This window comes from Kitasatospora sp. NPDC097643, from assembly GCF_040302625.1.
Classification (GTDB): Bacteria; Actinomycetota; Actinomycetes; order Streptomycetales; family Streptomycetaceae; genus Kitasatospora.
This window is the reverse complement of record NZ_JBEOSA010000030.1, coordinates 1-20779: the sequence shown is the minus strand read 5'-3', so window position 1 is coordinate 20779 and position 20779 is coordinate 1. Positions and strand designations below refer to the sequence as shown.

18 protein-coding genes are annotated in these 20779 nt (G+C 72.3%); 12 read left to right on the top strand and 6 right to left on the bottom strand.

Translation table 11 applies throughout. From position 1 onward, the window contains the following. Nucleotides 1-23: 23 nt before the first annotated feature. The 6 genes from ABTY15_RS20235 to hutI all read left to right on the top strand — a co-directional run bounded on the left by ABTY15_RS20235 (nucleotide 24) and on the right by hutI (nucleotide 6954). A complete protein-coding gene (locus ABTY15_RS20235) occupies nucleotides 24-893 on the top strand; it encodes a MurR/RpiR family transcriptional regulator (protein WP_350593445.1) in 870 nt (289 codons plus the stop codon). Nucleotides 894-994: 101 nt separating this feature from the next. Next, the gene (locus ABTY15_RS20230; protein WP_350593440.1) at nucleotides 995-1315 is read left to right on the top strand and encodes a hypothetical protein; all 321 of its coding nucleotides are present in this window, start codon (nucleotides 995-997) and stop codon (nucleotides 1313-1315) included. Between the two features lie 175 nt (nucleotides 1316-1490). Further along, nucleotides 1491-3146, top strand: coding sequence for a urocanate hydratase (gene hutU, locus ABTY15_RS20225; RefSeq protein WP_350593871.1), 1656 nt, complete (start codon nucleotides 1491-1493; stop codon nucleotides 3144-3146). Between the two features lie 17 nt (nucleotides 3147-3163). Next, a complete protein-coding gene (locus ABTY15_RS20220) occupies nucleotides 3164-4345 on the top strand; it encodes an allantoate amidohydrolase (RefSeq protein ID WP_350593860.1) in 1182 nt (393 codons plus the stop codon). Next, complete coding sequence (locus ABTY15_RS20215) at nucleotides 4336-5721, top strand: formimidoylglutamate deiminase (RefSeq protein ID WP_350593435.1); 1386 nt, start codon at nucleotides 4336-4338, stop codon at nucleotides 5719-5721. The genes ABTY15_RS20220 and ABTY15_RS20215 overlap by 10 nt, the downstream gene beginning before the upstream one ends. A gap of 66 nt (nucleotides 5722-5787) precedes the next feature. Then, the gene (gene hutI, locus ABTY15_RS20210; protein ID WP_350593430.1) at nucleotides 5788-6954 is read left to right on the top strand and encodes an imidazolonepropionase; all 1167 of its coding nucleotides are present in this window, start codon (nucleotides 5788-5790) and stop codon (nucleotides 6952-6954) included. A gap of 89 nt (nucleotides 6955-7043) precedes the next feature. Here hutI and ABTY15_RS20205 read toward each other — a convergent pair whose 3' ends face one another. Together ABTY15_RS20205 and ABTY15_RS20200 are read right to left on the bottom strand one after the other, a co-directional pair. Further along, a complete protein-coding gene (locus ABTY15_RS20205; RefSeq protein ID WP_350593423.1) occupies nucleotides 7044-9134 on the bottom strand; it encodes a S9 family peptidase in 2091 nt (696 codons plus the stop codon). Between the two features lie 150 nt (nucleotides 9135-9284). Then, nucleotides 9285-10793 carry a peptide MFS transporter gene (locus tag ABTY15_RS20200; protein ID WP_350593417.1) on the bottom strand — a complete coding sequence of 503 codons (1509 nt, stop codon included), beginning with the start codon at nucleotides 10791-10793 and terminating at the stop codon, nucleotides 9285-9287. Nucleotides 10794-11122: 329 nt separating this feature from the next. Here ABTY15_RS20200 and ABTY15_RS20195 point away from each other — a divergent pair, with 329 nt between their 5' ends. Both ABTY15_RS20195 and ABTY15_RS20190 read left to right on the top strand, forming a co-directional pair. Further along, nucleotides 11123-11797: a response regulator transcription factor gene (locus tag ABTY15_RS20195; RefSeq protein ID WP_030290974.1), complete on the top strand. Its 675-nt coding sequence runs from the start codon at nucleotides 11123-11125 to the stop codon at nucleotides 11795-11797. Nucleotides 11798-11875: 78 nt separating this feature from the next. Further along, nucleotides 11876-13120: a sensor histidine kinase gene (locus ABTY15_RS20190; protein WP_350593411.1), complete on the top strand. Its 1245-nt coding sequence runs from the start codon at nucleotides 11876-11878 to the stop codon at nucleotides 13118-13120. A 50-nt stretch (nucleotides 13121-13170) separates the two neighbouring features. On the opposite strand, the gene ABTY15_RS20185 is transcribed toward ABTY15_RS20190, so the two are convergent. Together ABTY15_RS20185 and ABTY15_RS20180 are read right to left on the bottom strand one after the other, a co-directional pair. Continuing rightward, nucleotides 13171-13866: an ester cyclase gene (locus ABTY15_RS20185; RefSeq protein WP_350593407.1), complete on the bottom strand. Its 696-nt coding sequence runs from the start codon at nucleotides 13864-13866 to the stop codon at nucleotides 13171-13173. Nucleotides 13867-13992: 126 nt separating this feature from the next. Continuing rightward, nucleotides 13993-14562, bottom strand: coding sequence for a GtrA family protein (locus tag ABTY15_RS20180; protein WP_350593403.1), 570 nt, complete (start codon nucleotides 14560-14562; stop codon nucleotides 13993-13995). Nucleotides 14563-14820: 258 nt separating this feature from the next. Here ABTY15_RS20180 and ABTY15_RS20175 point away from each other — a divergent pair, with 258 nt between their 5' ends. Genes ABTY15_RS20175 through ABTY15_RS20160 form a run of 4 tightly spaced genes read left to right on the top strand, consistent with a single transcriptional unit; the run spans nucleotide 14821 to nucleotide 18644 of the window. Next, nucleotides 14821-15960, top strand: coding sequence for a 5-(carboxyamino)imidazole ribonucleotide synthase (locus ABTY15_RS20175; RefSeq protein ID WP_350593849.1), 1140 nt, complete (start codon nucleotides 14821-14823; stop codon nucleotides 15958-15960). After that, nucleotides 15957-16532, top strand: a complete 576-nt coding sequence (gene purE, locus ABTY15_RS20170) for a 5-(carboxyamino)imidazole ribonucleotide mutase (protein ID WP_350593398.1) — start codon at nucleotides 15957-15959, stop codon at nucleotides 16530-16532. The genes ABTY15_RS20175 and purE overlap by 4 nt, the downstream gene beginning before the upstream one ends. A gap of 33 nt (nucleotides 16533-16565) precedes the next feature. Beyond that, nucleotides 16566-17774 (top strand): dipeptidase, encoded by a 1209-nt coding sequence (locus ABTY15_RS20165; RefSeq protein WP_350593391.1) that lies wholly within the window; start codon nucleotides 16566-16568, stop codon nucleotides 17772-17774. A 33-nt stretch (nucleotides 17775-17807) separates the two neighbouring features. Next, nucleotides 17808-18644 (top strand): MerR family transcriptional regulator, encoded by an 837-nt coding sequence (locus ABTY15_RS20160; RefSeq protein WP_350593385.1) that lies wholly within the window; start codon nucleotides 17808-17810, stop codon nucleotides 18642-18644. Nucleotides 18645-18668: 24 nt separating this feature from the next. Here ABTY15_RS20160 and ABTY15_RS20155 read toward each other — a convergent pair whose 3' ends face one another. Both ABTY15_RS20155 and ABTY15_RS20150 read right to left on the bottom strand, forming a co-directional pair. After that, nucleotides 18669-19082, bottom strand: a complete 414-nt coding sequence (locus ABTY15_RS20155) for a CoA-binding protein (protein ID WP_350593379.1) — start codon at nucleotides 19080-19082, stop codon at nucleotides 18669-18671. Nucleotides 19083-19146: 64 nt separating this feature from the next. Next, a complete protein-coding gene (locus ABTY15_RS20150) occupies nucleotides 19147-20484 on the bottom strand; it encodes a UDP-glucose dehydrogenase family protein (RefSeq protein WP_350593375.1) in 1338 nt (445 codons plus the stop codon). Between the last annotated feature and the right edge of the window lie 295 nt (nucleotides 20485-20779).

The following is a 20779-nucleotide window of genomic DNA, read 5'->3' as shown; positions in this document are numbered from 1 at the left end:
CGCTCGCACCGGAGGTACCGCTGATGACCGCCACCGACGAGGCCGGCACGGTCGGCCCGTCCGCCCGGCTGCTCCAGCTCTTCGAGGGGCACCGGCTGACCCCGACCCAGCGGCGGATCGCGCACTCGCTGGTCCGGCACGCCAACGAGGCGCCGTTCCTCTCCAGCGTCGAGGTCGCCGAACTCGCCGGGGTGAGCCAGCCGTCCGTCACCCGGTTCGCGGTCGCCCTCGGCTACGACGGCTACCCGGCGCTGCGCAAGCAGCTGCGCGAACTCGGCGCGGGGGAGGTGGTGGCGCCCGAGACGCCGGACGACGCGGTGCGCAACGAGCACCAGCAGGCGGTGCTCGCCGAGATCGAGCACCTGCGCCACCTCGCCGAGCTGCTCGCCGACCCCGAGCCGATCATCCGCGCCGCCCGGCTGCTCGCCGCCTCCCGCCCGCTGCCGGTGCTCGGCCTGCGGGCGGCCTCGGCGCAGGCGCGCGGTTTCGCGTACTTCGCCGCCAAGGTGCACCCGGACATCCGGCTGCTGGACGAGGGCGGCAGCATGCTCGCCGACCGGCTGGAGCAGGCCACCGCGGCCGGGGCGACGGCGCTGCTCTGCTTCGCGCTGCCGCGCTACCCGCGCGAGCTGATGGACGCTCTGGCGGTGGCCCGGGACTGCGGACTGACGGTGCTGACCGTCGCCGACAGCGCCTTCGCGCCGGTCGCCAAGCTCTCCGACCTGATGCTGCCGGCCGCCGTCGGCACCGGTCTGGTCTTCGACACCGCGTGCGCGCCGATGATGCTCGGTCGGGTGCTGTTGCAGAGCATGTGCGACGAAATCCCGGGCGCGGAGGCCCGGTTGGAGGCGATCGAGCAGTCGGCGGCGGCCCGCGGGCTCTTCCTGGAATAGCCGCAGCTGGAGTAGGCGCCCGGAATAGGCACGGCTTGGAGCGGCGGCGGGGGAGTAGCCGTCACAAACCCGGGCATCCCCTCCTACAGGGGGTGCCGCCCATGCGCGTGATCCACGAGATGAAGTTCGTCGCCCGGCTCGCCTCGGGTGCCGACGAATGGTCCTGCCCCACCTGCGGACGCCGGGTCACCCTGCGGCGCCTGCCCGACCCCGAACTGACCGTCCTCGACCCGGGCGACGAGTCCGCCGTCCACGTCGGCGTCATCGAACCCGACGCCCGAGCCGCCGCGGCCGCCGAGAAGTACGGCCTCGGCCCCGTCCAGGAGATCCCCCGCCCGCCCGCCCCGCCCACCCCCGACGCCGCCGACCGCCGCTGGCTGGCCGAGATCGGCATCGACTGGGACGGCGACGCCGCCGCCTGAGGCCCCCGATCCGGCATCGCCGGACGGGCGCTTCGGCGTGCCTGGAGGGTCGCGCCGACTGCTGCTGATCGGATGGATTCAGGTCTGGTCGAGGGCTGAATGATTGGATATATTCAGTCGAACCAAGTCTGAATGAAATCATCCGCAGGGAGGCCGGGACATGGTGCAGCAGCAGGTGAGCGGACCGCGCGAGGTGCGTGCGGCGCGTGGTACGGGTCTGACGGCGCAGGGGTGGCAGCAGGAGGCTGCCCTGCGGATGCTGATGAACAACCTCGATCCGGAGGTGGCCGAGCACCCGTCGAAGCTGGTGGTGTACGGCGGCACCGGCAAGGCGGCACGGGACTGGCGCTCGTTCGACGCCATGGTGAAGACGCTCCAGGGGCTGAAGCAGGACGAGACCATGCTGGTCCAGTCCGGCCGCCCGGTCGGCGTCATGCAGACCCACGAGTGGGCGCCGCGCGTGCTGATCGCCAACTCCAACCTGGTCGGCGACTGGGCCAACTGGGAGGAGTTCCGCCGGCTGGAGAGCCTCGGGCTCACCATGTACGGCCAGATGACCGCCGGGTCGTGGATCTACATCGGTACCCAGGGCATCCTCCAGGGCACCTACGAGACCTTCGCCGCCGTCGCCAACAAGCGCTTCAACGGCTCGCTGGAGGGCACCATCACCCTCACCGCCGGCCTCGGCGGCATGGGCGGCGCCCAGCCGCTGGCCGTCACCATGAACGGCGGCGTGGCGATCTGCATCGACTGCGACCCGTCCCGGATCGCCCGCCGGATCGAGCACCGCTACCTGGACGTCGAGGCCAAGAACCTCAGCCACGCGCTGGAGCTGGCCACCGCCGCCCGCGACAAGAAGCAGCCGCTCTCCATCGGCCTGCTGGGCAACGCCGCCGAGCTCTTCCCGGAGCTGCTCGCGATGGACGCCCCGATCGACATCGTCACCGACCAGACCAGCGCCCACGACCCGCTGAGCTACCTGCCGATCGGCGTCTCCTTCGACGACATGGCGACCTACGCGGCCGAGAAGCCCGCCGAGTTCACCACCCGCTCGCGCGAGTCGATGGCGAAGCACGTCGAGGCGATGGTCGGCTTCCAGGACCGCGGCGCCGAGGTCTTCGACTACGGCAACTCGATCCGCGGCGAGGCCCAGCTGGCCGGCTACGACCGGGCGTTCGCCTTCCCCGGCTTCGTCCCCGCGTACATCCGCCCGCTGTTCTGCGAGGGCAAGGGCCCGTTCCGCTGGGCGGCCCTGTCCGGCGACCCGCAGGACATCCACAAGACCGACAAGGCCGTGCTCGACCTCTTCCCGGAGAACGAGTCGCTGCACCGCTGGATCAAGATGGCCCAGGAGAAGGTGCACTTCCAGGGCCTGCCCGCGCGCATCTGCTGGCTCGGCTACGGCGAGCGCGACAAGGCCGGCGAGCGCTTCAACGACATGGTCGCCTCCGGCGAGCTGTCCGCGCCGATCGTGATCGGCCGCGACCACCTGGACTGCGGCTCGGTCGCCTCCCCGTACCGGGAGACCGAGGCGATGCTGGACGGCTCGGACGCGATCGCGGACTGGCCGCTGCTGAACGCCATGGTCAACGTCGCCTCCGGCGCGTCCTGGGTCTCCATCCACCACGGCGGCGGCGTCGGCATCGGCCGCTCGATCCACGCCGGCCAGGTCACCGTGGCCGACGGCACCGCGCTGGCCGGGGAGAAGATCCGCCGGGTGCTCACCAACGACCCGGGCATGGGCGTCATCCGGCACGTGGACGCCGGCTACGACCGGGCCGACGAGGTCGCCGCCGAGCGTGGCGTCCGCATCCCCATGGGCGAGCTGTGACCTCCTCCTTCCAGGAGATGTGGGCGGAGCTGCTCCCCGTGGGCCGCTCCGCCTCCTCCGGCGGTTACCGCCGCTTCGCCTGGAACTCCGCCGACGCCGAGTGCCGCGCCTGGTTCGAGCAGCAGGCCCGCGACCGGGGCCTGACCTACGAGCTGGACCGCAACGGCAACCAGTGGGCCTGGCTGGGCGATCCGAACGCCGGCGGCGCCGTCGTCACCGGCTCGCACCTGGACTCCGTCCCGGACGGCGGCGCCTTCGACGGGCCGCTCGGCGTGGTCTCCTCCTTCGCGGCGCTGGACGAACTCCGTTCCCGCGGAGCCGGGTTCACCAGGCCGCTGGCGATTGTCAACTTCGGCGACGAGGAGGGCGCCCGGTTCGGCGTGGCCTGCATCGGCTCCCGGCTCTCCGCCGGCGTGCTCGGCCGCGAGGCCGCGTACGAGCTGCGCGACGCCGACGGCGTCCGGCTGCCCGACGCGATGGAGCGGGCCGGCTACGACCCGACCGCGATCGGCGCGGACGAGGACCGGCTGGCCCGGATCGGCGCCTTCGTCGAACTCCACGTCGAGCAGGGCCGCTACCTGGCCGAGAACCGGCCGGTCGGGGTGGCCAGCGCGATCTGGCCGCACGGCCGCTGGCGGTTCGACTTCCACGGCGAGGCCAACCACGCCGGCACCACCCGGATCGAGGACCGCCGCGACCCGATGCTGACGTACGCCAACACCGTGCTCGCCGCCCGGAAGAAGGCGAAGCTGGCGGGCGCGCTGGCCACCTTCGGCAAGGTCGCGGTGGAGCCCAACGGCACCAACGCGATCGCCTCGCTGGTCCGCGGCTGGCTGGACTCCCGGGCCGCCGACGAGCCCACGCTGACCGCGCTGGTCGCCGAGATCGAGCAGGCCGCCGCCGAGCGCGGCGAGCGCGACGGGGTCCGGGTCGAGCTGACCCGCGAGTCCTACACCCCGGTGGTGGACTTCGACGGCCCGCTGCGCGACCGGCTGGCCAAGCTGCTGGACGCCCCGGTGCTGCCCACCGGCGCGGGACACGACGCCGGGATCCTGGCGTCGGTGATCCCGACCGCCATGCTGTTCGTGCGCAACCCCAGCGGTGTGTCGCACTCCCCGGCGGAGTACGCCGAGGAGGCCGACTGCCTGGCCGGGGTCACCGCCCTCGCCGACGTACTGGAGGACCTGGCGTGTCAGTGACCGTGTCCACGACCGTGTCCGAGGCCGTGTCGACGACCTACTGGGCGCCGCACGCCTGGCTGCCGCACGCCAACGGGCCGGTGGTCGAGCAGAACGTGCTGATCACCACCGGCCCGGGCGGCCGGATCACCGCGGTGAGCCCGGACAGCGGTCCCTGCCCGCCGGACGCCGTCCGGCTGGACGGGCTGCTGCTGCCCGGCCAGGCCAACGCCCACTCGCACGCCTTCCACCGGGCGCTGCGCGGCCACGTCCAGGTCGGCTCCGGCACCTTCTGGACCTGGCGCGACACCATGTACCGGTTCGCCGGGGCGCTCGACCCGGACAGCTACCTGGCGCTCGCCACCGCCGTCTACGCGGAGATGGCACTGGCCGGGATCACCGCCGTCGGCGAGTTCCACTACCTGCACCACGCGCCCGGCGGCGGCCGGTACGACGACTCGAACGCGATGGGCGAGGCGCTGATCGAGGCCGCCGCCCGGGCCGGCATCCGGATCACCCTGCTGGACACCTGCTACCTCTCCTCCGGCTTCGGCGCCGAGCCGACCAAGCCGCAGCTGCGGTTCAGCGACGGCGACGCCGACGCCTGGGCCGAGCGGGCGGACGCGCTCAAGGCGCGCGAGCACGCCCGGATCGGCGCCGCCATCCACTCGGTGCGGGCCGTCCCGGCCGAGCAGCTGGGCACCGTCGCGCACTGGGCGGCGATGCGCAAGGCGCCGCTGCACGTCCACCTGTCCGAGCAGACCGCCGAGAACGACGCCTGCCTGGCCGCACACGGCGTCACCCCGACCCGGCTGCTCGCCGACCACGGCGCGCTCGGCCCGCGGACCTCGGCCGTGCACGCCACCCACCTCACCGAGGAGGACGTCAAACTGCTCTCCGACTCCTCCACCGTCATCTGCATGTGTCCCACCACCGAGCGGGACCTCGCGGACGGCATCGGCCCGGCCCGCCGGCTGGCCTCGGCGGGCTGCCCGGTCACCCTGGGCAGTGACAGCCACGCCGTGATCGACCCGTTCGAGGAGGCCCGCGCGCTGGAGCTGGACGAGCGGCTCCGCACCCGCACCCGCGGACACTGGACGGCGAACGCGCTGCTGCGGGCCGGCACCGAGGACGGGCACGCCTCGCTGGGCTGGCCGGAGGCCGGACGGATCGAGGTCGGCGCACTGGCCGACTTCACCGTGATCGCCCTGGACTCGGTGCGCACCGCCGGCCCGCCGGCCCGGCTGGGCGCCGAGATCGCGGTGTTCGCGGCCTCGGCGTCGGACGTGCGGCACGTGGTGGTCGGCGGCCGGCACGTCGTCCGGGACGGCGTGCACCAGCTGGTCAGCGACGTGCCGGGCGCGCTGCGGGCCTCGATCGGCGCACTGAGCTGCTGACCCGCTGCTGACCTCCTTCGTCAACGACACCCCCTCGTCAACGACACCCCTTCGGAAGGCCTTGCCTTGAGCACCCTGATCACCGGAATCGGCAGCCTGGTCACCAACGACCCCGGGCTCGGCACCGGCCCGCTCGGCCTGCTGACCGACGCGGCCGTCGTCCTGGACGGCGCCACCGTCGCCTGGGTCGGCCCGGCGGCCGCGGCGCCGGCCGCCGACGAGCGCTTCGACGCCGAGGGCCGGGCGCTGTTGCCCGGGTTCGTCGACTCGCACGCCCACCTGGTGTTCGCGGGCGACCGCACCGCCGAGTTCAACGCCCGGATGTCCGGGCAGTCGTACACGGCGGGCGGCATCCGCACCACGGTGGCGGCCACCCGGGCCGCCAGCGACGCCGAACTCGACGCCAACCTGGCCCGGTTCGTCCGGGAGGCGCTGCGCCAGGGCACCACGACGATCGAGTGCAAGTCCGGCTACGGACTGACCGTGGCGGACGAGGCCCGGGCACTGCGGATCGCCGCCGAGCACACCCCGGAGACCACGTACCTGGGCGCGCACGTCGTCGCGCCCGAGTACGCCGAGGACCCGGCCGGGTACGTCGACCTGGTGACCGGCGAGATGCTGGACGCCTGTGCGCCGTACGCGCGGTGGGTGGACGTGTTCTGCGAGAAGGGCGCCTTCGACGGGGACCAGGCCCGGGCGGTGCTGACCGCCGGCATCGAGCGCGGCCTCACCCCCCGGGTGCACGCCAACCAGCTCTCGTACGGGCCCGGCGTGCAGCTCGCGGTGGAGCTGGGCGCGGCCTCGGCGGACCACTGCACCCACCTGACGGACGAGGACGTGGCGGCGCTGGCCGGCTCGGCGACGGTGGCGACCCTGCTGCCGGGCGCGGAGTTCTCCACCCGCGCCGAGTACCCGAGCGGGCGCCGGCTGCTGGACGCGGGGGCGGTGGTGGCGCTGTCCACCGACTGCAACCCGGGCTCCAGCTTCACCAGTTCGATGGCGTTCTGCATCGCGGTCGCGGTGCGCGAGATGGGCATGACGCCGGACGAGGCGGTCTGGGCGGCGACCGCCGGCGGCGCGCACGCGCTGCGGCGCACCGACGTCGGGACGGTCACCGTCGGCGCGCGGGCGGACCTGCTGCTGCTGGACGCGCCCTCGCACGTGCACCTGGCGTACCGTCCGGGCGTGCCGCTGACGGCGGCGGTCTGGCGGGCGGGCGTCCGGGAGGTCTGAGCCCTCCCGGCACCCAGGACGTCCCCCCGCGCCAGCACCCCGCGCGGGGGGACGTCCTGCTTCGGACGTTCCGCTTACCCGAGCTGCCGTTACCCGAGGCCCAAGGAGCGCTTCAGGAAGGCGAGTTCGTGGTGGTGCAGGTTCTCCGCCACGGTTTCGTCGCGGGGGTCGTGGGCGGTGTTGCTCAGCGGGAGCAGCTCGTGCGGGCGGCCGGCGGCGAGCAGGGCGCCGGAGAGCCGCAGGGCGTGCACGGGGAGCACGTTGTCGTCGGCGAGGCCGTGCACGATCAGCAGCGGGCGGCGCAGCTTCGGCGCGTCGGCGAGCAGCGAGCAGGCGTCGTAGCGCTCGGGGTGCTCGTCGGGGTGGCCGAGGAACCGCTCCTGCCAGTGGGTGTCGTACAGCCGCTGGTCGGTGGGGGCGGCCCCGGCGACGGCGGCGTGGAAGACGTCCGGGCGGCGCAGCACGGCGAGGGCGGCGAGGTAGCCGCCGTAGGACCAGCCGCGGATGGCGACCCGGTCGAGGTCGAGCAGCCCGGGGCGGAGCCGGGCGGCCGCGTGCAGGCCCTCCACCTGGTCCTCCAGGGCCGGGCCGGCCTTGTCCCCGTGGATCGTCTTGTCCCAGTGCGGCCCGCGCCCGGGGGTGCCGCGGCCGTCGACGGCGAGCACGGCGAAGCCCTGATCGGCGTACCACTGGGAGACCAGGCCCCACCAGGCGCCGCCGGTGGTGACGATGCGCAGCGCGGGCCCGGCGTACGGGGCGAGCAGGACGGGCAGCGGGCCGTCCTCGGGGCGGTGGCCGGTGGGCAGGAAGAGCGCGGCGCGCAGTTCGCGGGGGCCGAGGCGGAGCAGCTCGGGCCGGGCGGTGAGGACGGGCGGCTGGGCGTGGGAGGTCAGCGGCAGCGCCGGGTGTCCGGCGCGCAGGACGGTGCTGCGGCCGGCCGGGTGGCCCTCGGCGCGGGTGGTGAGGACCAGCGTGCCGGCCCGGCCGGTGCCGCTGTGGACGCCCGGTCCGTCGCTCAACTTCCGTAGGCCGCCGTCGGGTTCGCGGCTCCACAGCTGGGTCTCGGTCGGCTCGTCGAGGGCGGTGAACAGGATCCGCTCGCCCTCCGTCCCGAGCACCTCGGCCAGTTGCAGCCCGGGCGGGGTGACCGGCTTGCCGTCGACGGTGAGGTGGCGGGTGTCGCCGAGGTCGGCGGCGTCGACGAGGGCGCCGGCGGCGGTGCGCACCGGCAGGCCGGGGACGAGCTCGACCCAGTGTTCGTCGTGCCGTTCGGCGAGCAGCCGGGTGGTGCCGTCCGGCTCGATCGCGAGGGTCCGCACGGTGCGCTGGTCCCGGGTCTGCACGGCGGCGTACGGACCGTGGGCGTCCCAGCCGGCGGCGGTCACGTACTCGAAGGCGGTGCGGTCCCAGCGGACCTCGGTGCGGGCGCCGTCGAGGCCGAGCAGCCGGAGCGTGACCTCGGCGTTGGCGGTGCCGGCCAGCGGGTAGCGGATCGTGCGCGGCCGCTGCTGCGGGTCGGCCGGGTCGGCGAGGTACAGGGTGCTCACCGGGCGGTTGTCGACCCGGGCGACCAGCAGGGCGGTGCCGTCCGGGGACCACCAGTGGGCGCGGGTGCGGTACATCGACTCGGCGGCGGCGTGCTCGGCGATGCCGTAGGCGACGTCCGCGGCCTCGGGTTCGGCCAGTGCGCGGTCGTCGGTGCCGTCGACCGTCACCACCCGCAGGGCGCCGCCGCCGACGTAGGCGATCCGGCGGCCGGCCAGGTCGAGGCGTGGGTCGTACACCTCGGCGGCGGTGCGGACGGGCCGGACGGTGCCGCGCTCGCAGTCGGCGAGCCAGAGCGCGCCGCCGAGGGTGAAGACGGCGAGCCGACCGGTGGCGTCGGTGCTGTACGCGGTGATGCCGCCGGCGGAGACCCGGGCGCGTTCGCGGCGGATCCGCTCGGCCTCGGGGAGCTCGCCGTCACCCTCGCCGGCACCGAGGGCGGCGGGGTCGGCGATCAGCCGTTCCTCGCCGGTGCCGGTGTCGAGCGCCCAGAGGCAGGTCAGCGGGTCGGTGCCGCCGCGGCTGCGCAGGAAGAGCACGGTGGCGCCGTCGGCGGTGACACTCGGCTGGGTGGGGGCGCCCAGGGTGAAGCGCCGGGTACGGGCGAGCTGGCGGGGGAGGGAGTCTGTCGGCATGTCAGGGACCATAGGCACACCTGCCCGGGCCCGGTCGAGGGATTTCGGGCGGCCACGGCCGGAGCGCGTGGCCGCACAAACGCAGCCGGGGCTGCTGTGGATCTCAGGAATCCACAGCAGCCCCGGAGACTGGGGTCGGTCGTCAGGACGTCAGTGGACGTCGCCCATGAGCTTGACGACCTTCTTGCGGTACATCGCCAGCGCGACACCGGCGACGATCGCCATGACGCCCTGGACCGCGAAGTACGCGGTGCCGCCGACCACCTTGTCGCCCAGCACCAGCTGGAAGATGGCGGCGACGCAGTCGCCCGCGGTGACCGCGAGGAACCAGACGCCCATCATCTGGCTGGCGTACTTGGTCGGCGCCAGCTTGGTGGTGACGGACAGGCCGACCGGGGAGAGCGTGAGCTCACCGACGGTCTGGACCAGGTAGACCATGGCCAGCCACAGCGGGGTGACCTTGGTGTCGCCGGTCGCGGCGGCCATCGCCAGCATCATGACGATGAAGGAGGCGCCGATCATCAGCAGACCGAAGGCGAACTTCATGGTCGTGCTGGGGTTCTTCGACCGGCGGGCCAGGGCGACCCAGATCCAGGCGAAGACCGGGGCCAGCGCCATGATGTACAGCGGGTTCAGCGACTGGAACCAGGTCGACGGGAAGTCGAAGCCGAACAGCGTCGACGCGGTGTGCTCGTCGGCGAAGATGCTCAGCGTCGAGCCGGACTGGTCGTAGATCATCCAGAACACGGCGGCGGCGACGAAGAACCAGATGTAGCCGCTCATCTTGGACTGCTCGGAGGCGTCGAGGTCCTTGTCGCGCTTCACCTTGGTGAAGACCAGCACCGGGATGGCGATGCCCGCGATGGACAGCGGCCAGAGCACCCAGTCGATGCTGAAGGAGCCGCTCAGGGCGAGCGAGGCGTAGAGGACCGCCGCGATGCCCAGCCAGATGCCGGCCTTCTTGAAGATCGAGCGCTTCTCCTCGGCACTGATCGGCGAGGTGACGACGTCGCTCTTCGGGCTCAGGTGGCGAGTGCCCAGCAGGAACTGGCCGAGGCCGAGCGCCATGCCGACACCGGCCAGCGCGAAGCCGAGGTGCCAGTTGACGTTCTGGCCGATGGTGCCGATGACCAGCGGGGCCGCGAAGGCGCCGAGGTTGATGCCCATGTAGAAGACGGTGAAGCCACCGTCACGGCGCGGGTCGTTCGGGCCGTCGTACAGGTGGCCGACCATCGTCGAGATGTTGGCCTTGAGCAGGCCGGAGCCGACCGCGATGAAGCCGAGGCCCGCGAAGAACGAGCCGCTGAACGGGACCGCCAGCAGGAAGTGGCCGATCATGATGATCGTGCCGCCGACCGCGACGGTCTTGCGGGCGCCGAGGAAGCGGTCCGCGATCCAGCCGCCCGGGAGGGCCAGCAGGTAGACCATGGCCGTGTACACGCTGTACACGGCGGCGGCGACCGCCTTGTCCATGCCGAGTCCGCCGCTCGTGACGGCGGCGGTCATGTAGAGCACCAGCAGGGCACGCATGCCGTAGTAGCTGAAGCGCTCCCACATCTCGCTCATGAAGAGAGTGGCGAGCCCGCGGGGGTGCCCGAGGAAGGTCTTGCCGCTGGGAGAGGCCGACTTGAGGCCGGGGTCCAGGGTCGTAGACGCCATGAGTAGTGGTTCCTTGCCTGACAGCGTCCGCCTAGGGGGGTGGCGGCGGACGTGGACGGAACCACTCTACGTGGCCATATTTGGCGTTATCAGATGACAAAAGCCACGAATCAGGTATGGAAATGGCAAAGTCTTCGGCAGATCTGCCCGGCCTATCCATGGTAAATGGGCAACTCTTCCTTCGTATTCAAGATCCAAAGGGAGATTCTTCGCCGAACGGCGGGTGGGGGGCTGTTCGTTGAGCGAACAGAGGTACTTGTATAACGATCACGCTCTGTGAACTACCTCACAGGGCGATCGGCCTCACCCCGGCCGACTACCATCACCACATGACCTGTGTGCTGCTTGCCGAGGACGATCCGGCGATCTCCGAACCGCTGGCCCGGGCCCTGCGCCGTGAGGGCTACGAGGTGCTGGTGCGCGAGGACGGCCCGACCGCGCTCGCCGCCGGCCTCACCGAGGAGGTCGACCTCGTCGTCCTCGACCTCGGCCTGCCCGAGATGGACGGCCTGGAGGTCTGCCGCCGCCTGCGTGCCGACGGCAAGAGCTGCCCCGTTCTGGTGCTCACCGCCCGGGCCGACGAGGTGGACACCGTGGTCGGTCTGGACGCCGGCGCCGACGACTACGTCACCAAGCCCTTCCGCCTGGCCGAGCTGCTCGCCCGCGTCCGGGCCCTGCTCCGGCGCGGCAACGTCGACCAGCTCACCACCGGCGCACACGGCGTGAAGATCGACATCGAGTCCCACCGCGCCTGGCTCGGCGAGGAGGAGCTCACCCTCTCCGCCAAGGAGTTCGAGCTGCTGCGGGTGCTGGTCCGGGACGCCGGCCGGGTGGTCACCCGCGAGGAGATCATGCGGCAGGTCTGGGACACCACCTGGTGGACCTCCACCAAGACCCTCGACATGCACATCTCCTGGCTGCGCAAGAAGCTCGGCGACGACGCGGCGAACCCCCGTTACATCGCCACCGTGCGCGGAGTCGGCTTCCGGTTCGAGAAGAATTAGCCCGTACGGACGGGATCCCGTACGGACGGGAAGGCCGGGCGACGGCCGATGAAGCGGAACACCACGGGGAGCGGCAGCGTGAAACGCCGGATGATCAACTCGCTGCTGGGCGTCGTCCTGGTGGTGGTCGCGGTGTTCTGCGTACCGCTCGCCCTGGTCGAGAAGCGCACCATCGTCAACTCGGCCCAGGACCGGGTGGACGCGGCAGCCGTCCGGGTGCTCGCCCTGGTGGAGAACCGGATCAACGCGGGCGAGCCGGTCAACGCCCGGGCCTTCGACAACCAGGTCACCGAAGGCAGCTACGTCGAGGTGCAGATCCCCGGCACGTCGGTCGTCTCCAGCGGCGAACGCCCGACCGGGGGCCACCTGCTGAAGGCCGTCGAACGCGGCAACAGCGGCGAGGTCGTCACCGTCGAGCAGTCCCGCGAGGACGTCGACCACGAGATCGCCAACATGCTGCTGCTGCTCGGCGTGGTCGCCCTGCTCGCCGTCCAGGCCGCGGTGGCCCTCGCCGTCTGGCAGGCCAAGCGGCTCGCCCGCCCGCTCACCGACCTCGCCGAGACCGCCGAGCGCCTCGGCTCCGGCGACCCCCGCCCGCGCGACCGCCGCTACGGGGTGCCCGAACTCGACCGCGTCGCCGAGGTGCTGGACGTCAGCGCCGAGCGGATCGCCCGGATGCTCACCGCCGAACGCCGGCTCGCCGCCGACGCCTCGCACCAGCTGCGCACCCCGCTCACCGCGCTCTCCATGCGGCTGGAGGAGATCACCGCCCTCGCCGAGGACCCGGAGACCGTCAAGGAGGAGGCGAACATCGCCCTCCAGCAGGTCGAGCGGCTCACCGACGTCGTCCAGCGGCTGCTCACCACCCAGCGCGACCCGCGCAGCCCCACCGCGGTCGCCTTCGACCTGGACGAGGTGATCAAGCAGCAGGTGGAGGAGTGGGGGCCGTCGCTGCGCGAGACCGGCCGGGTGCTCTCGCTGGAGGGCCTGCACGGCGTGACCGCGGTCGGCACCCCGGGGACGGTCGCCCAGGTGCTCGCCACCCTGATCGAGAACTCGCTGATGCACGGCGCCGGGACGATCACCCTGCGGGTGCGGCCGTCCGGCACCTCGGTGGTGGTCGAGGTGCAGGACCAGGGCGCCGGCGTCCCCGCGGACCTCGGCAACCGGGTGTTCGAGCGCGCGGTCAGCGGCCGCAACTCGACCGGCATCGGCCTGGCCGTCGCCCGCGACCTCGCGGAGGCGGACGGCGGCCGGCTCGAACTGCTGTCGCTGAAGCCGCCGGTGTTCGCGCTCTTCCTCGGCCGCAGCCACGAGGACTGACGGCCGCCGGAGCGGTCACCCGGGCCGGGGGACTCAGGCGTGCCGAGGGCTCACGCGCCGGGCGCCATCCCGAGCTGGCGCATCAGGCTCATCACGTCCCACTGCCACCAGCCTTCCTTGATCTTGCCGTCGGCGAAGCGGAAGGTCGTCGTCCCGCGTCCGACCACCGACTTGCCGGTGGAGGGCATGCCCATGAAGTCGGCCTTCTGGGTGGCGTGCCACGTCCACCGGGTGGCGACCTCGTCGCCCTCGGCGATCTGGCTCTCGACGGAGAAGGTGAAGTCGAAGGCGTTGACGTAGCCGCCGCACCGCTCGCGGAAGGCCGCTATGCCGAGCGCGTCGCCCTCGCTGCCGTAGTCGTGGTCGAGGTAGTCCTCGGCCATGCACTCGTTGATGACGTCGAGGTTGCCCTTGGCGATCTCGTCGAACACCCGGGTCGCGGTGGCCTTGTTGAACTGGGCGTCGCGGACCACGTCGAGGTCGGTGAAGGTCGGCGGGGCGTCACAGAGCGCCACCATCTCGCGGAAGATCCGGTCCGTCTCGGGGAGGCTGGAGTTCTTCATCGCCTCCTCGTAGGAGGGGAACTCCACGATCTCCACCACGTGCGTGGCGTCGGAGCGGTCGGTGCCGACGACCGCGTGGGAAGCCGTCCGCCTGCCCTTGGTCGTCTCGACCCAGGTGTCCATCAGCCGGTTGAGGTCGTCGAGCTTGTCGGTCTTGCAGTCGATGATCTGGACGAACGTCATGGCGAGCCTCCTACGGACCCCCTCAGCCTCGATCGTTCGCCGGCCGCGCTCGCCCTCGGAACCAACTGTCCTCTCGGGGAGGCGGGCCGGGCAAGTGGAGGATCCCCGGGGGAGGAGGGGGCGTGGCTACTCGGCCTTGGCGTAGCGGATCTGCTCGGCGGCCAGCATCAGCTCGGCCTGGGCGGCCAGCTCGTGGCCGGTCCCGGTGGCCGGCGCGGGCACCTCGGCCGCGGTGGGCGCCTGGACGGGCTCGGGCAGCGCCTTGAACACCCAGGTGCGGTACGAGAAGAAACGGAACACGGTGGCCACGGCCAGGCCGACCACCTTGGCGCCCAGCTGCTCGTAGTGCGAGTCCAGCCCGAGCACGTACACCGAGAGGCCGAGCACACCGGTCTCGATCAGCATGCCGATGCCGCTGTACACCAGGAAGAGGGTGATCTCGCGCTTGCGGGAGGCGGCGTCCCGGTCCCGGTACAGCCAGTAGCGGTAGCCGAGGTAGTTGGTCGCGATGGCGATCAGCGTGGCGGCGATGTTGGAGCGCAGCGATGCCAGGTGGAAGCCGTTGATGCAGACCCAGAAGACGAGGAAGTTGACCACCACGCCACTCAGGCCGACGATGCCGAACTTCACCACCTCGCCCGTGAGCCCGCGCAGTTTCTGCACCAGCGAGGGACTCGAAGCTGCGGTCGTCGCCATACCGGGCTGCCTCCATGTGCACGTGGGTCGAAAGGGCGGATCGTTGGGACGCGTCCACCCTTTGTGCCCTGCGTGCACGCACATGATCCGACTGCGTGGACGAGGACCTAGCCGCCCAGGCTACCCGTTTCCGTCGAACGGCTCAGCCCCCAGGGGCGGGGGTTGACATCTACGCGCGTCCACTACTCACGGCCCGCCCGCGGCTCCAATGCCTCCCACCGGCCCGGATATCCTGGCGGGGTGACTTCCCCGGGCAATGTGAATTTTCCAGTGGTGGGCATGATCGGTGGCGGGCAGCTGGCCCGCATGGCACACCAGGCGGGCATCCCGCTCGGGGTCAGGTTCAAACTCCTCGCCGACACGCCCCAGGACTCCGCCGCACAGGTGGTCTCCGACGTCGTCCTCGGTGACTACCGCGACCTCGACACCCTGCGCCGCTTCGCCGCCGGCTGCGACGTGATCACCTTCGACCACGAGCACGTGCCGACCGAGCACCTGCGGGCCCTCCAGGCCGACGGCGTCGCCGTCCGGCCCGGCCCGGACGCGCTGGTCAACGCCCAGGACAAGGGCGTCATGCGGGCGAAGCTCGACTCCATCGACGTGCCCTGCCCCCGGCACCGGATCGTCGCCGACCCGGCCGACGTCACCGCCTTCGCGAACGAGGGCTCCGGCTACCCGGTCGTGCTGAAGACCGTCCGCGGCGGCTACGACGGCAAGGGCGTCTGGGTCGTCGACGACGAGCAGGAGGCCGAGGCGCCGTTCCTGGCGGGCGTCCCGGTGCTGGCCGAGGAGAAGGTCGACTTCGTCCGCGAGCTGGCCGCCAACGTGGTCCGCTCGCCCAGCGGCCAGGCCGTCGCCTACCCGGTGGTGGAGAGCGTCCAGGAGAACGGCGTCTGCGCCGAGGTCACCGCCCCCGCGCCCGACCTCGACCCCGCCCTCTCCACCGAGGCCCAGCAGCTCGCCCTGCGGATCGCCGGCGAGCTCGACATCGTCGGCCACCTCGCCGTCGAGCTGTTCCAGACCCGGGACGGCCGGATCCTCGTCAACGAGCTGGCGATGCGCCCGCACAACTCCGGGCACTGGACCCAGGACGGCGCGGTCACCTCGCAGTTCGAGAACCACCTGCGGGCCGTGCTCGACCTCCCGCTCGGTGACCCCCGGCCGCGCGCCAGGTGGACCGTCATGGTCAACGTCCTCGGCGGCGACTACCCGGACATGTACCACGCCTTCCTGCACTGCATGGCCCGTGACCCGGGCCTGAAGATCCACATGTACGGGAAGGACGTGAAGCCCGGCCGCAAGGTCGGCCACGTCAACGTCTTCGGGGACGACCTCGACGACGTCCGCGAGCGCGCCCGCCACGCGGCCGCCTACCTGCGAGGAACGATCACCGAATGACCTCTCCCGCCCACCCGTCGCCCGGCCACCACCCCTATTCGGGCGCTGACGCGCACCCCCTCGTGGGCATCGTGATGGGCTCGGACTCCGACTGGCCCGTGATGGAGGCCGCCGCCCAGGCCCTCGACGAGTTCGAGATCCCCTACGAGGTGGACGTCGTCTCCGCGCACCGGATGCCGCGCGAGATGGTCGCCTACGGTGAGAACGCCCACGGGCGCGGCCTGAAGGCGATCATCGCGGGCGCCGGCGGCGCCGCCCACCTGCCGGGCATGCTCGCCTCCGTCACCCCGCTGCCGGTCATCGGCGTGCCGGTGCCGCTGCGCTACCTGGACGGCATGGACAGCCTGCTGTCGATCGTCCAGATGCCGGCCGGCGTGCCGGTGGCGACCGTCTCGGTGGCCGGCGCGCGCAACGCGGGTCTGCTCGCCGTCCGGATGCTGGCCGCGTTCGACCCCGAACTGACCGAGCGGATGACCGACTTCCAGGCCGAGCTGAACAACCAGGCCACCGAGAAGGGCAAGAAGCTCCGGGCCAAGGTGGCCGGATCGACCTCCTTCGGCTTCGGCAAGTAATCCCGCAGGTGGGGGTGGGGTAGAACAGTCCGCATGACCCCTGAGCCGGACTACCCCGCCCTGCTGGACCGTGCCCGCGCCCTGCTGCGCACCGCCCCCGTGGTCGACGGCCACAACGACCTCCCGTGGGCGATGCGCGAGCAGGCCGGGTACGACCTCGGCGCACTCGACCTCGCCGCCGACCAGAGCGACCGCCTGCACACCGACCTCGCCCGCCTCGCGCAGGGCGGGGTCGGTGCGCAGTTCTGGTCCGTCTACGTGCCCACCCGGCTCGCCGGGGACCACGCGGTGAGCGCCACCCTGGAACAGATCGACTTCGTCCACGCCCTGGTCGAGCGTTACCCCGACCGGCTCCGGCTCGCCCGCACCGCCGACGACATCGAGGCCGCCCGCGCCGAGGGCCGGATCGCCTCCCTGATGGGCGCCGAGGGCGGCCACTCCATCGACTGCTCGCTCGCCACCCTGCGCGCCCTGTACGAGCTCGGCGTCCGCTACCTGACGCTCACCCACAACGACAACGTGCCGTGGGCCGACTCCGCCACCGACAAGCCGGTGGCCGGCGGACTGACCCGGTTCGGCGAGGAGGTCGTCCGGGAGATGAACCGGCTCGGCATGCTGGTCGACCTCTCGCACGTCTCCGCCGACACCATGCGCGACGCCCTGCGGGTCACCGAGGCCCCGGTGGTCTTCTCGCACTCCTCCGCCCGCGCGGTCTGCGCCCACCCGCGCAACGTCCCGGACGACGTGCTCGCCCAGCTGCCCGCCAACGGCGGTGTGGCGATGGCGACCTTCGTGCCCAAGTTCATCCTGCCCGCCGCCGTCGAGTGGACCCTGGGCGCCGACGAGAACATGCGCGCCCACGGCCTCCACCCGCTCGACACCACCCCCACCGGGATGGCCTGCCAGCGGGCCTACGAGGAGGCCAACCCGCGGCCGATGGCCACCCCGGCCACCGTCGCCGACCACCTCGACCACATGCGCGAGGTCGCCGGCATCGACCACATCGGCATCGGCGGCGACTTCGACGGCACCGCCTTCCTGCCCGACGGCCTCGATTCGGTGGCCGGCTACCCCAACCTGATCGCCGAACTCCTGCGCCGGCACTGGTCCGAGGCCGACCTGGCCAAGCTCACCTGGCACAACGCCGTCCGCGTGCTGCGCGACGCCGAGTCGGTCGCCGCCCGGCTGCGCGCCACCCGCCGCCCGTCCATCGCCACCCTCGCCGGGCTGGACGGTTCCTGACCGCTTGACCTTGCCCCTGGGACAGACGGGAGCGTGATCGGCGTGGAGGACACCCTGCTCACGATCGGCGACTTCGCCCGCCGGTCACGGCTCTCGCCCAAGGCCCTGCGGCTGTACGACCGCCTCGGCCTGCTGACGCCCGCCCGGGTCGACCCGGGCACCGGCTACCGGTTCTACCGGCCCGAACAGGTCGACCGGGCCCGGCTGATCGTGCTGCTTCGGCGGATCGACATGCCGCTCGCCACGGTCGCCGAGGTGCTGGCGGCCGAGCCGGGCCGGGACGGCGCCGACCGGGTCGCCGCGTACTGGGCGGGCGTCGAACGCCGGATCGCCGTGCAGCGGGAGTTGGCGGTGTTCCTCCGCGTCCAATTGTCGGGTGGCAGGGAGAGGAGCCCCAGCATGTATCGGATCGAGCGCCGCGAGGTGCCGGAACAGACCGTACTGAGCGATCGGCAGCACGTCAGGATCGGGGAGTTGGCGGCGTGGATCCCGTCCTCCTTCCGGCTCCTGGAGGTGGTCGCGGAGCGCTGCGGCGGGGTGGCCGGCCCGCCGTTCGTGATCTACCACGGGGAGGTCAGCGAGGACAGCGACGGCCCGGTGGAGAACTGCGTCCCGGTCGACCCGGGCCTGGCCGGGCAGGCCGGGGAGGCCACCGTCCGGGTCGAGCCGGCGCACCGCCAGCTGTACACCCGGCTGACCCGGGCGCAGCTGGAGTACCCGCACATCCTGGGCGCCTACGAGGCCGTCCACCGGGCCGCGGAGGAGGCGGGGCTGGAGGTCGTCGGCTCGGCCCGCGAGATCTACTTCGGCCACTACGCCGGGCCCGACCCGCACGAGCCGGTCTGCGACGTCGCCGTCCCCGTGCGGTAGCGCGGTGACGCGGCGGTCGGCGGCTCAGTCGAGCAGCGGGATCTCGATGGCCGGGCACTTGTCCATCACCATGGCGAGCCCGGCCGCCGTGGTCCGCTCGAAGGCGGCCTCGTCCACCACGCCGAGCTGGAACCAGACGGCCTTGGCGCCGACCGCCACCGCCTCGTCGGCGACCTCGCCGGCCAGGGCGCTGTTCACGAACACGTCCACCACGTCGACCGGGAACGGGATTTCGGCGAGCGTCCGGTACCCGGGCTCGCCGAGGACCGTCTCGGCCTTCGGGTGCACCGGCACGATGCGCTTGCCGTAGCGCTGGAGGACCCGGGCCACGCCGTACGCGGCCCGGGCGGTGTTGGTGGAGAGGCCGACCACCGCCCAGGTGTCGCCCGTGCCGGTGAGGATCTCGCGGACCGTCGCGTCGTCGCGGTAGCTCGTCATGCCGGTCCCAACGGCCGGCGCCGGCGGGTGATTCCCGTCGGCGCCGCTCGCCCCGGGCCGGTGGTCAGCTGGGGCGGCCGAGGGCGCGGTACGTCCAGCCGGCGGCCCGCCAGGCCTCGGCGTCGAGGACGTTGCGGCCGTCCAGCAGCCGGCGCTCGGCGACCACGGTGGCCAGCACCGCCGGGTCCAGCTCGCGGAACTCCGCCCACTCGGTGAGGTGCAGGACGACGTGCGCGCCCTCGGCGGCCTCCAGGGCCGAGTCGGCGTAGGCGAGGGACGGGAACATCTTGCGGGCGTTGTCCACGGCCTTGGGGTCGTAGACGGTGACCTGGGCGCCCTGGAGCTGGATCTGGGCGGCGACGTTCAGGGCGGGGGAGTCCCGGATGTCGTCCGAGTTGGGCTTGAACGCGGCGCCGAGCACGGCCACCCGGCGGCCCAGGAAGCCGCCGCCGCACTGCTCGCGGGCCAGCTCGACCATCCGGGAGCGGCGGCGCATGTTGATCGAGTCGACCTCGCGCAGGAAGGTCAGCGCCTGGTCGGCGCCCAGCTCGCCGGCCCGGGCCATGAACGCCCGGATGTCCTTGGGCAGGCAGCCACCGCCGAAGCCCAGGCCGGAGTTGAGGAACTTGCGGCCGATTCGCTCGTCGTGGCCCAGCGCGGTGGAGAGCAGGGTGACGTCGGCGCCGGCCGCTTCGCAGACCTCGGCCATCGCGTTGATGAAGGAGATCTTGGTGGCCAGGAAGGAGTTGGCGGCGGCCTTCACCAGCTCGGCGGTCGCGAAGTCGGTGACCAGGAACGGCACCCCGGCCGCGATCGGCTCGGCGTACACCTCGCGCAGCAGCCGCTCGGCGCGCTCGCTGTGCGCGCCGACCACGATCCGGTCCGGGCGCAGGGTGTCCTGGACGGCGAAGCCCTCGCGCAGGAACTCGGGGTTCCAGGCGAGTTCGGCGGCCTCGCCGACCGGCGCCAGCGCGGCCAGCCGCTCGGCCAGCCGGGCCGCCGAGCCGACCGGCACGGTGGACTTGCCGACCACCAGGGCGGGGCGGGTCAGGTGCGGCGCCAGGTCGTCGATCGCGGTGTCCACGTACGACATGTCGGCGGCGAACTCGCCCTTGCGCTGAGGGGTGTTGACGCAGATGAAGTGCACGTCGCCGAACTCCGCGGCCTCCTGCACGGAGGTGGTGAAGCGCAGCCGCCCGGTCGAACCCTCGTGCCCGACCACGTGCTTGCGCAGCAGTGCGGCGAGCCCGGGCTCGTACATCGGGACGTGGCCGGCGGTCAGCGTCGCGATCTTCTCCGGGTCGACGTCCAGGCCCAGCACCTCGAAGCCGAACTCCGCCATCGCGGCGGCGTGGGTGGCGCCGAGGTAGCCGGTGCCGATCACGGAGATGCGGAGGGTCACGGGTTCCCCTTAGTGCGGACTCGACCAGTACGGGTGCCCTGATGCTATCCGTCCGGTCGGGGGCGGCAGGGATCGCCCGTTGATCCGGCAACGCTAGGCAGCCGCAGGTCGGAGCCCTAGGATCTCGTACTGAACGGTAGTTAACCCGAATTGACTTCGGTCACTGAACGAGGCAGGCATCCATGGCGGGCAGCGCGGCTGACTTCGATCTCTTCCGTGTCTCCGAGGAGCACGAGATGCTCCGTGAGGCGGTGCGTTCGCTGGCCGAGGCGAAGATCGCTCCGTTCGCGGCGGA

Bases quoted from the DNA above. Each gene is read 5' to 3' on its own strand.
- ABTY15_RS20235 (WP_350593445.1), top strand. From the start codon at position 24: ATGACCGCCACCGACGAGGCCGGCACGGTCGGCCCGTCCGCCCGGCTG.
- ABTY15_RS20230 (WP_350593440.1), top strand. From the start codon at position 995: ATGCGCGTGATCCACGAGATGAAGTTCGTCGCCCGGCTCGCCTCGGGT.
- ABTY15_RS20220 (WP_350593860.1), top strand. From the start codon at position 3,164: ATGTGGGCGGAGCTGCTCCCCGTGGGCCGCTCCGCCTCCTCCGGCGGT.
- ABTY15_RS20205 (WP_350593423.1), bottom strand. From the start codon at position 9,134: ATGCCGACAGACTCCCTCCCCCGCCAGCTCGCCCGTACCCGGCGCTTC.
- ABTY15_RS20200 (WP_350593417.1), bottom strand. From the start codon at position 10,793: ATGGCGTCTACGACCCTGGACCCCGGCCTCAAGTCGGCCTCTCCCAGC.
- ABTY15_RS20195 (WP_030290974.1), top strand. From the start codon at position 11,123: ATGACCTGTGTGCTGCTTGCCGAGGACGATCCGGCGATCTCCGAACCG.
- ABTY15_RS20185 (WP_350593407.1), bottom strand. From the start codon at position 13,866: ATGACGTTCGTCCAGATCATCGACTGCAAGACCGACAAGCTCGACGAC.
- ABTY15_RS20180 (WP_350593403.1), bottom strand. From the start codon at position 14,562: ATGGCGACGACCGCAGCTTCGAGTCCCTCGCTGGTGCAGAAACTGCGC.
- purE (WP_350593398.1), top strand. From the start codon at position 15,957: ATGACCTCTCCCGCCCACCCGTCGCCCGGCCACCACCCCTATTCGGGC.
- ABTY15_RS20165 (WP_350593391.1), top strand. From the start codon at position 16,566: ATGACCCCTGAGCCGGACTACCCCGCCCTGCTGGACCGTGCCCGCGCC.
- ABTY15_RS20155 (WP_350593379.1), bottom strand. From the start codon at position 19,082: ATGACGAGCTACCGCGACGACGCGACGGTCCGCGAGATCCTCACCGGC.